Origin of the sequence: Photobacterium toruni (assembly GCF_024529955.1) — a bacterium.
Lineage (GTDB): Bacteria > Pseudomonadota > Gammaproteobacteria > Enterobacterales > Vibrionaceae > Photobacterium > Photobacterium toruni.
In genome coordinates, this window is sequence record NZ_AP024859.1 from 1 (window position 1) to 9,820 (window position 9,820).

9 protein-coding genes are annotated in these 9,820 nt (G+C 35.7%); 7 read left to right on the forward strand and 2 right to left on the reverse strand.

The window, feature by feature from the left end; genetic code table 11:
- Positions 1-159 precede the first annotated feature (159 nt).
- Together OC457_RS20780 and OC457_RS20785 are read left to right on the forward strand one after the other, a co-directional pair.
- Complete coding sequence (locus OC457_RS20780; protein WP_159447893.1) at positions 160-1,872, forward strand: protelomerase family protein; 1,713 nt, start codon at positions 160-162, stop codon at positions 1,870-1,872.
- A gap of 5 nt (positions 1,873-1,877) precedes the next feature.
- Positions 1,878-2,282, forward strand: a complete 405-nt coding sequence (locus tag OC457_RS20785; protein ID WP_144379621.1) for a GIY-YIG nuclease family protein — start codon at positions 1,878-1,880, stop codon at positions 2,280-2,282.
- Between the two features lie 1,208 nt (positions 2,283-3,490).
- Here OC457_RS20785 and OC457_RS20790 read toward each other — a convergent pair.
- Together OC457_RS20790 and OC457_RS20795 are read right to left on the reverse strand one after the other, a co-directional pair.
- The gene (locus OC457_RS20790; protein ID WP_159447892.1) at positions 3,491-5,290 is read right to left on the reverse strand and encodes a DUF927 domain-containing protein; all 1,800 of its coding nucleotides are present in this window, start codon (positions 5,288-5,290) and stop codon (positions 3,491-3,493) included.
- Positions 5,277-5,474 carry a hypothetical protein gene (locus tag OC457_RS20795; RefSeq protein WP_080176456.1) on the reverse strand — a complete coding sequence of 66 codons (198 nt, stop codon included), beginning with the start codon at positions 5,472-5,474 and terminating at the stop codon, positions 5,277-5,279. The genes OC457_RS20790 and OC457_RS20795 overlap by 14 nt, the downstream gene beginning before the upstream one ends.
- Positions 5,475-5,934: 460 nt before the next feature.
- On the opposite strand from OC457_RS20795, the gene OC457_RS20800 reads away from it, so the two are divergent.
- The 5 genes from OC457_RS20800 to OC457_RS20820 all read left to right on the forward strand — a co-directional run bounded on the left by OC457_RS20800 (position 5,935) and on the right by OC457_RS20820 (position 9,728).
- Positions 5,935-6,369: a hypothetical protein gene (locus OC457_RS20800; RefSeq protein WP_080176455.1), complete on the forward strand. Its 435-nt coding sequence runs from the start codon at positions 5,935-5,937 to the stop codon at positions 6,367-6,369.
- Positions 6,369-6,689 carry a hypothetical protein gene (locus tag OC457_RS20805; RefSeq protein ID WP_080176454.1) on the forward strand — a complete coding sequence of 107 codons (321 nt, stop codon included), beginning with the start codon at positions 6,369-6,371 and terminating at the stop codon, positions 6,687-6,689. The genes OC457_RS20800 and OC457_RS20805 overlap by 1 nt, the downstream gene beginning before the upstream one ends.
- A 1-nt stretch (position 6,690) precedes the next feature.
- Positions 6,691-8,511, forward strand: a complete 1,821-nt coding sequence (locus OC457_RS20810) for a head maturation protease, ClpP-related (RefSeq protein ID WP_080176453.1) — start codon at positions 6,691-6,693, stop codon at positions 8,509-8,511.
- A 391-nt stretch (positions 8,512-8,902) separates the two neighbouring features.
- Positions 8,903-9,502, forward strand: coding sequence for a hypothetical protein (locus tag OC457_RS20815; protein ID WP_080176452.1), 600 nt, complete (start codon positions 8,903-8,905; stop codon positions 9,500-9,502).
- Positions 9,495-9,728 (forward strand): hypothetical protein, encoded by a 234-nt coding sequence (locus OC457_RS20820; protein WP_080176451.1) that lies wholly within the window; start codon positions 9,495-9,497, stop codon positions 9,726-9,728. The genes OC457_RS20815 and OC457_RS20820 overlap by 8 nt, the downstream gene beginning before the upstream one ends.
- Positions 9,729-9,820 lie beyond the last annotated feature (92 nt).

Below are 9,820 nucleotides of genomic sequence, written 5' to 3' on the forward strand. Positions count from 1 at the left end.
ATAGTAGTAGTGATTAGTTCCATTACTTATTTGTATTTGTTTTTGTTCCATTGTGTCATTTGTTATATGTACCACCAAATAAATCATTGCGTTTTTGTTCCATTATGGTATTGTTGTTGTGTACTATTTATTATTGTTCCATTTGTTGAGGTATTGAGTATGAAAAAGGTTGTTGGTTTAAATGCTATATCCGCGTGGCTGGTGGGTGAACTAAAGAAAATTGAGGCGGAAGATTTGCCTCTAGGTCGTAAGAACCAGAAAATTAAGCGCACTTGTGAACGCGCAAAACGTGATTTATGGGTAAAGGTTGATTCGTCAAAACCAGATGGAAATCAAGATCTTATAGCTCAAGGTGAAGGCCTTATTAATGAGAGTACATATAATTCATACTTAACAAGATTACGTCGAAGAATTGCCGAATCTGGCATAAAGTCGCTAACACTAGATAAAGATTTTGATAAATTAAAAAATAATTGCAAAGTGTTAAATAAGCAACTTGAAAAAGTAGACTTAACAACGGCTATAACCATTAGAATGACCATGAAGCCTATTAAAGATTTAGTTCTTTCTGGTGGCTGGTGGAAGAAATATAGACTCACTGAAAAAGAGGGGGAAAAAGTAGAAAAATATATATTGTCATTTAGTGGTGACAACCGATCAGTGATGGAACATTTAACAAGAGACACGGCAACAAAGGAGCGAACAATAAGCCGAACCAAGTTGAGAAAGAAAGAAACGGAAATACTTAAAAATGATAGAAAATTAAGTGTAATCAAGACCATAGAGTTATCTACAATTCTCTGTAAATCGCGTAATTGGGAATACTTAGCGATAGGCTTAGGCTTTGCTACGGGTCGTCGTTCTTCTGAAATTCTGCATTTTGGAACATTTGAAGCCTTAGACAAGGCGCGTTTTAAATTTTCAGGCCAACGTAAAAATAAGAACAAAGAAGATGATGTAAATACCTTACCTTGTTTGATTGATTCCAAGTTGGTGGTCGAGGCTGTAGAGCGTTTACGTGATATGCCAGAAATTAAGGCCATGAAGAAAGATTTTAAGAAAAAAGAGAGTGACGCAGAAAAAGCCCTAAAGTTGAACAACCGAAGCCACGGAAAGTTATGCACGTCTATTGATTCAATGATGGAAGATATTTATCAAACAATGGACGTTAAATATCATCCTTGGGTATTTAAAGATACCCGTTCAGCTTATGCGCATTCGTCACTTGTAATGCTTGAAGCAAGGGAAATGAGCGCGGGGCGTGAGTTCAAATATAAGGGCGACAAGCTAGGCAAGTATTACTTTCAAAAAGTGTTACTACATACAAATGATCAAACTTCTGAATTATACGAAGCCTTTACTATTCTGGAGTCAAAAAACGATTTGAAACGATACCAGATAGATAAGGCGCGAAAGCGTGGGGATGAAAGCTACTTTGAAAGCCGCGTTAAATTATTAAAAGAATGGTTAACCGAAGATATTAGTCAGCCGGTAAAAAATCTTATCCAGTGGTGTATTGATGCCATAGCTAAAAATCCTTGTATTGAAATTAATAACAGCGTTCTAAGAAAAGAGGCTGGCGGTCGAGCTGCTACGATTGCCGATTTCGTAAAAGAATTGATAACCCGTAAATTAAATGCTCCTGATTTGATTATCGTCATACCAGAAGACAAAGAACCGGTGATCAAGCATAAGCGCGTATATGTGACTTATACGGTGAATTTTGAAGTTGAAGTGGATGTGGAAATAAACGAGGAGGAGGAAGACGAGGACGAGGCTATAAGAATCGCAATTGATAACGCTAGGTATGAGCTTGATCTTGATGATGGTGATATAAGCCATGAAGTTGAGCTGGTAGAAGACCTAGAGTAAACATCATGAACATAGAACCTTATTACATATTTAACGGTCATGCTTATCCGCCCCAAGAATCAGGGTGTTACTCATTCTACAATCGTTTAGGTATCTGTCTCTATGTAGGGCAATCAAAAAACCTAAAGAAACGATATATGGCACATAAAAGCACTTGTGATTATTTTGATAATGTTCACTTCATTGGTATCTGGCGATGTAATCAAAGAGATATGGATCTTATTGAAGGATGGCTTTTTGTAAAATTACAACCAATTAAAAACAAATTGAAACTAAAGTATTACGGTAAAAAGTTAAAAATTAACTGCAAAAACATAGAGCTAGTATCAACAAAGGTGAATCATAACGGACGTTATCATTTTAAATATCTTCAGCTAAGAAAATCTATTAATGGCAATAAGTGGACTTAAATAAAAAGATACTAAAAAAAGAGAAAGGTAGCCCCTTGATACCTTGGACAGTGTAAGGGGCTAATTCATCAATCTAATTGGACATTAAAAAAATGAATGCAGAGATCATACGTGATTTGTGGGGCAAACATCAAATAAAATTAGGGGCTATGAAATGGAGTGATTTTATTAAATTAATAGAAGAACTTGATCATTTACGTTATCCCGAATAAATCAAAAAACCGTTCCTAATTGGAACGGTTTTTTTTAACTATAAAAGCCTGTAATCAATTTTAAGCCCATCAAAACATCACGAGGCCATAACCTCACGCATAAGCACGAATAAATAGCACCTACCCCCTTTAAAACCGCAAATTAAGCCATTCAAAACAACCATACCGCCCTTGCTCTTAAGCGTAGCGCGCCGCTTCAGGCGCATAGCGTAGTTAATGTCATGAAGGAAATTTGTCAACTAGTCTAACGCAACCACCCTCAAGGTGGTTAAGTGGCTAGTTTACTAATTTATCTCATGAATAAGCTCTCCTTGGGGTAGCTGGAGGCTCTTATTCCAGCGACCCCGAGGATTAAACGCGACCGTTTAGCTCTTGCTCTTGCTCTTGCTCTTGCTCTTGGCTCTTATCCCGTAAGGGATACTAAGCGCACTTACTTAACTAATAGCGTCTACTTTAGGTTATCCCTCGGAACGCAAAGGAACAGTTAGCGCGTGGTGATGGTAATGCAAAACCCCAAGCGCATGACAAGCGGTTGATCGCGTTCGATGTTCTAGCATCGCGCTCGATTTCCATTTCGTGCCCTGCTAGGCCGTTGCGAAGCAACAAAGGCGAAGCCGTCATACTTGAAGCGTAGATGGTGGTTATCGTTTTACTGGCCAATCATCAGCGATTTTTCGCTGTTTTACTTTAAATGTGTAACTTGTGTAACCTATGTGTAACCATCTGTTTGTTTGTATCTTATTGTTTTATTTATTATTTATTTTATAGGTTACACAAGTTACACCAGTTACACGTTGTTTTTTATTTTCGCGCATTAATTTCACTTTGTGATATGCATCATACTTGAGCATTTTTAGATAAGATTAATGATTTTTAGGTGTAACTGGTGTAACTTGTGTAACTTGTACTGTAAGCTATTAATTTATATAAAAAAAAACGGTTACACAAAGTGTAACCGCTTATGTTTGGGTTACACAAAATGTGTAACCTGTGTGATTATTGGTTTAATATTTCGCCATTAATCATATAATATCGACCTGTTTTTCCATTTATTTTTTTTGGTATTTGGGTTCGTCCGTCTTTGTTGTATGGCATTAATAAATCTTTATTTATTAATTGTGTAACTACTTGTTTGGGGTTGAATCCTTTTGTAATGGCTTTCCACCCTGCCGCTGTAACGTAGAACGTGGTTACACCGTTTAATTCTTCCACGTAGCCGTAATTAGTCCCATAGTGAGTTACTGGCTTATTATCTGCCGTTGTACCTAATGGCGCGAAGTGGCTCATATGATGCAATTCAAAGAAGTCTTTCACGGCCTCAAATGCTTTTTCTTTTTCGGTTGAATTAGTACCGCCTCTTGTAGGTATCACACATTCGAACCACCAACGAGAAAGTTCACTATAGGCGGTGTTTTTATTCCAGCCTGTAACTCCTGCTTTTGTGGCTAATTCACCTGAAAGAATAAGCAAGGCCATAGAACGAGCCATGCGGCTAACTTGAGAATCTGAATCTTTAGGTGTTAAGCAATCAGCTAATTTTTTTAGTCTTGCTTTTAATTTTGTGATTACTTCTAAATTATCGCCTACGTTATCAGATAGATATTTTATGTATTCCATACCTACCGAACCACTAGCAATAGGGTTGTAATTATCGCCAGCTATACCCGTTACGTTTTCCATATATGTAGCAAACATGCCGCCATTATTAAGATCATGAACGTTATCAAAACAACCGTACTTGAATTGATCTGATACTCCTTCAATGAATCGAACCGATAGGCCGCCCGTAATAGGTTTGCCACCATTTAATAGAAAATCATTAAGTCCCATTTCACCTGTCGATAATGCTATTAGGGTAAAAGTTCTAATGCGTTGTGCGCTGCCGTCTTTACTTGCTCGCGCTTTACCTTTTCCATTACCTAGCATGTATACGGTTTGAAAAGCGTCTTTAGGTGTTGATTGTCCTAGTTCGTCGAATGTTGTACCAATGTTGCTACGCGCCTCAAGTTCTGACTCTATTGCGTTATCTGTACCGCGCCATAATCCCTTTGACATACCGAAGATAGAACAATTAACACCAAGAGAAATTGTTTTACCTTTGGAGCTTTCACCTATTAGGTGACACATAAAACCGTTTTCACCGAGTAGGCCAGCTAAGGGGGAGGCTAATGCGGTAGTTGCTCCAAGGATTAGGGTTGGATTGCCTATGCAATATTTTCCAATTTTATCAATCCAGTCTTGAATACTTCCCGTAATTTTGGGCGGTTGGTGTTTTGCATTTGTTGATTGAAAAACTATATCTTTTTCACCGACAACAAAATCAGGGAAGACAAACGATCCATCATGCCAGCCTGTACGCTCTGTAAATAGAATCCAATCATTAGGTATAGACTTTTGTAGGTACTCCATAAACAAGCGCCTAGCCTTTGGGTCTGAGGGTAAGTATTGAATTAGGTTGCGTTGTAGGTTAGTAGCGATTGATTCAAATCCGCCAGCAAGCATTGATTGAGGTAATACCCATTCACGAAGTTGATTGCGTCTATCAATCCATTTCATCAATAAGCCGCCCTCTTTGCCGTCCTCGCTATGTGTTAGCGCGGTAATAGCTAAAGGGCTGCATATTTCCGTTTCAACTGAATAAGCATCACCACCTTGTTTTGTTTTCCATTCAATATGAATAATTGCATTATTCTTTTTATCATATTGATAGGATTTTGGCATATAGGTTGGTAATGAATCTATGAATAGATTTAATGGTGATAAGGCTTTTAATGGTGTGACATTACTTTCTGACATAAATATCCCCACCATGAGCAGCGATATAAGTATCAAGCATTCTGCGAAGGTGTTCGCCTATTTGATATTTATTAAAACCAAGTTTAGCCATTTCATCTATTTGCGACTGGCTAATTTTTACTGATTTATCGGCTCTATAGTAGGGATCTATTGACGGACGTCCGCCTAGGTTTTTTTTAGTCATTTTGATTTCCATTGTTGATTGCTTTGCGAGAGCAATTTTTATTGAGAATTTAGTTTATAGACCTATTTACTTTTTAGCAAGCGAAAAAAAACCGTAAATCCAATGGATAAATTTACGGTTAGTTTCTAGGTTAGCTTTAAATCAAGCAAATTAGATTCGCGGTCTAATTCATTCCTAATATTGTCCCACTACATCATGTGTCAGGACAAATAAATTATAGTAATTATTGACCTTAAATGAATAAGGTGATCTAATTACATTCGATAAAAAGAGACGCCAATCTCATTTTTATCATTGTGTTGCATTTCGGGACAGCAATCCCTAGTGCGATTTATTACTAGCGTAATACTTGAATGTTTTGAGCTTCATTGCTTTGGGCATTCTTGTATCTAAAGAAAGCTAAAAGTTAAAAGCTAAGTTTACTTGGCTTTGGCTTTTTGCTTTCTCTTGAGCAAAATATATGACATTAAAAAGAGAAGTACAACCAAAAGTGGGACAAAATTTAAACACTGTATGTATAACCAGTGGTTTAAATTGTCTATTTATCAGCCCTAATAGCCCATTACGTTCATTTTTCGACCTATTTGGATCCGCTATTGGGTTTAAGTTAATACAGGAAAATAGTGGTAAGTCTTACAAATTAACAACTATATTCAATAAGTTAGATTTACCTAAAGACACGCAACAAAAACTTATACAGAAAACCTCTAGTGCATGGCTCAAAATTCCTTGTGAAAGTTTATTGTTAAAGGCATTAACTGCTTCTTCTATCCACAATGACTTAAAAAATGGCCTATCCAGAAAACAGCTTGTTGATAAGTATGGTTATTCATATCGTCAAATTTCAAGAGTAAAGAACTATTCCCGTTATGAAATGAATGAGGAATGTAAATAATGTCGCTTGTTGATATCGAATTACCTTTATTTAATGTAATCAAAGAAGAACTTGAAAAGACAAAAATAGAATTAGAAAAAACCAAGCAGAAATTAAGTCTTTTTGAAAAAGAAAATGATGAGATGGATTTTATGCTAGATGAGAACGAGGGCGCACTTCGTGGTTTATCTAGTATATCCGCCCTTTTGGTTACTCATGTTGGTAAAGGCACTTATGAGGCTCATGCGCTTGATGGTTTATCTCTTTTTGCTGATTTAGCTCTCGAAAAATTAGTTTTAAAACGTAAGTCATTATTAACAAATAAACAAATAAGGTCATAGCATGAAAGGTTGGTATTCATTATCTAATTTATCTAATGGTAATTTGAAAATTGATATAAATGGGATTATCGGTTGCAATGATATTTCTGTTGAACAATTTAAAAATGAATTATTACAATATGAGGGTTCTAACCTTGATATTTATTTTAATTGTGAGGGTGGCTCTGTTTTTGAAGGGTTGGCTTTTTATAATGCAATTAAATTACATAAAGGTGTTGTAACTGGTGTCGTTTGTTCTCTTGCTGCATCTATTGCGTCTTATGTATTAATGGCGTGTGATGTTATTAAAATAACAGAGAACGGAAAAATAATGATACACGAACCAACCATGCCTGCTGGTTCGTCTATTTCTGAAATTGAGTCAGATTTAGAGTTATTAAGAAAAGCATTAAATACAATAGCAAAATCTTATTCTGATAAAACTAAACATCCCATTGAATATTACTTGGGCATTATGAATAAGGGTGATAAGTGGTTTGATGCAAATGAAGCATTTGAACTTGGTCTTGTTGATGAAATTATTAAAGATGATGAATTGAAAAGTAATTATTCATTAACTAACAGCCTTAAAAATGATCGTGAACAAGAAATTAAAGACTTATTTAAATTTGCTTCTGGTAGTTATCCTCTTACTCCTAACTCGCCATTATTTAAATTAATGACACAGTGTCTTAATGATAAAAATTGTTCTGTTGAAGATGCTCGTGAACTTTGTTTGAGTTCTTTGGGGCAGGCATCTTTTAATGGTAGTTTCAATTACAACCAATATGACAAAAACACATTAACAAATACAATTATCAGAGGTGGTTCAATGAATAATATTGGTGCATTAGTGAATGCTTTAGGTGCTCGTGTTGGTTCTGTTAATTTAACTAATGGTAATCCATTTAAAAATAAATCTTTGTTAGATATTGCGTCTATTTGTGTTGGTCGAGATGCTCATTTATTGGGTAAGAAAGAATTAGTTGCCAGAGCAATGAATACAAGTGATTTCCCTCAAGTTATTGGTGACACAATTCAATTGGTTATTAATGAAGAAATTAAATTAAGAGAGCCGTTATTTAAGCGTATTGCAAATGTTGTTAATTTACCTGATTTTAAACCTACTGATTTAGTTACTGTTAATGATATGCCTGATTTATTGTCATTATCAGAAGATGGTGAATATAAACAAGCTGTTATTTCTTCTACTGGTGAAAAAATTCAGTTAGCTAGTTTTGGTCGTGAAATTCGAATTACTCGCCAAGCCATTATTAACGATAATATTGATTTAATCGGTAAAGTTCCGCGTAAAATGATTCAGGCTGCTTTTAGACTGGCTGATAAATTAATGTTTAATGCGATGTTATCTGGTTCGTTATCTGATGGTGAAATTTTTAATGAAACGAACTCTAAAAGTGATTTAGCAATAGGTGATTATCAATCATTAGTTTTAGATTGTTATAAGTTTATAGCTAAACAAAAGACTAAAGAAGGCTCGCCTTTATCGTTAACTGCTGATGTGTTATTAGCTAATATCGATCATGGTTCAATGTTAGAAGCTGTTATTAATACAGCTAGTAAGCCTGATTCATTTAATGCAGCGTATAAAAAATTCAATACAGTTATATCTACTGAATATCTAGCCGATCTTAATGGTGCTATTGGTTTGTCTGCTCGTGATTTTGAATCTATTACAATGGGTTTCCTTGATGGCGACTCTAATCCAATGCTGGAGGTTGGTGATGGTTGGTCTAGTGATGGTGCTACGTTCCGTATTACGTATGACCTATCGGCTAAGGTTGTTGACCGTCGCGGCTTATCTAAGGCCACTTTTAAATAATAAATTGATTGTTTTTTAAACAGTGTGGTGTAACTGTCTATAACCTGTCTTGGTTTTTTCAGCTTGGCGAAGTTACCTATATATAACAATTAGTTAAATGGTTTTTGTTATCATCCTTATAAGGATGATAACAAACTGTTTTAGAGTGATTATTTCTCTAGTTACATATAGATATTTACTCTAATCGTTAGTTGTTACTTATTTGTTATGTTTTATCTTTTGTTTTTACTTATTGGGTTGATTGTTTTTTATATATAAATATCAACTATTTAAAAAAGCACTAGGTTCTTCTGGGACGTTGAAAAAGCCAAACGGGCATCGACCTTGAGCCAAAAAAATTTTTCGGGGTCTATAGTCACCACCACCACACTATTTTGGGTGGTCTTATTTAATGCAAAATAAAATTCAGAAAGTTTTAAGTAAATTTGGGTTAAAAGGTATCTCTTATGATCCATGTTCAGGCGGTGGGAAAGCCTTAGTTTCTGCGGAAGAACAATTAGCAGCCGTTGGCCTTTGTTGGTCTAAATCTCCCGTTGGTTGGTTGATTCTTTTTGTTGAGGGATTAAAAGATCAACATGCTTACAAAATGTTGTCGATTGCAACAAGGGCGGAAACATTACGGTTAATGGCTGATTGGCGAGGTTGCTATCCTGAGCAAGCAATAATTAGTTTAACTGAATCCGCAATATCAGAAGCAATTCAACGTTATGGTCAGATTTGTCTTGAATGTGGTGGAAGCGCAATTGTTATTGATAAAAATCGAAATCGTTGTAAGTGCCCTTGCTGTAAACAAGGTCGGATTGCATGGACTCAAGAAGTTAGATTTGCTTATTTTTGTCGTTCGTTTCCAATTACTTTTTCAAGATTTAAAAAATATGAACGTATATTGTTACGTTTAGTTGATTGGTTACAAGCTAACAGAACGGCCGCATGTTTAACTATTAGTGACCAAATGGAACTAGAAGAAAAAGAGGCGTTGATATATGAATGAGCGCCGATTTTATAAGGGTATAAATACTGCTGACACTGCAAAAATTGCTGATGATTCATTAACTGATTATTTACGAGCAACAAAGTGTTTTACAAAAGATGATACGGCTAAGGCTCTAGAAATTATGATCGTAAAATCAGCCCGATTAATTGATGATCATGTCGATAAAAACCGCGCTATGTTGGCCTGTTCACGTAGTTTGACTGGCTTAACTAATCGCCAGTAATTACAACCCTATTTGATGTCAGTTCAAATAGGGTTTTTTCATATCAGGCTCTAAGCCTCACTCACTCCCATATCAGGCTCTAAGCCTCACTC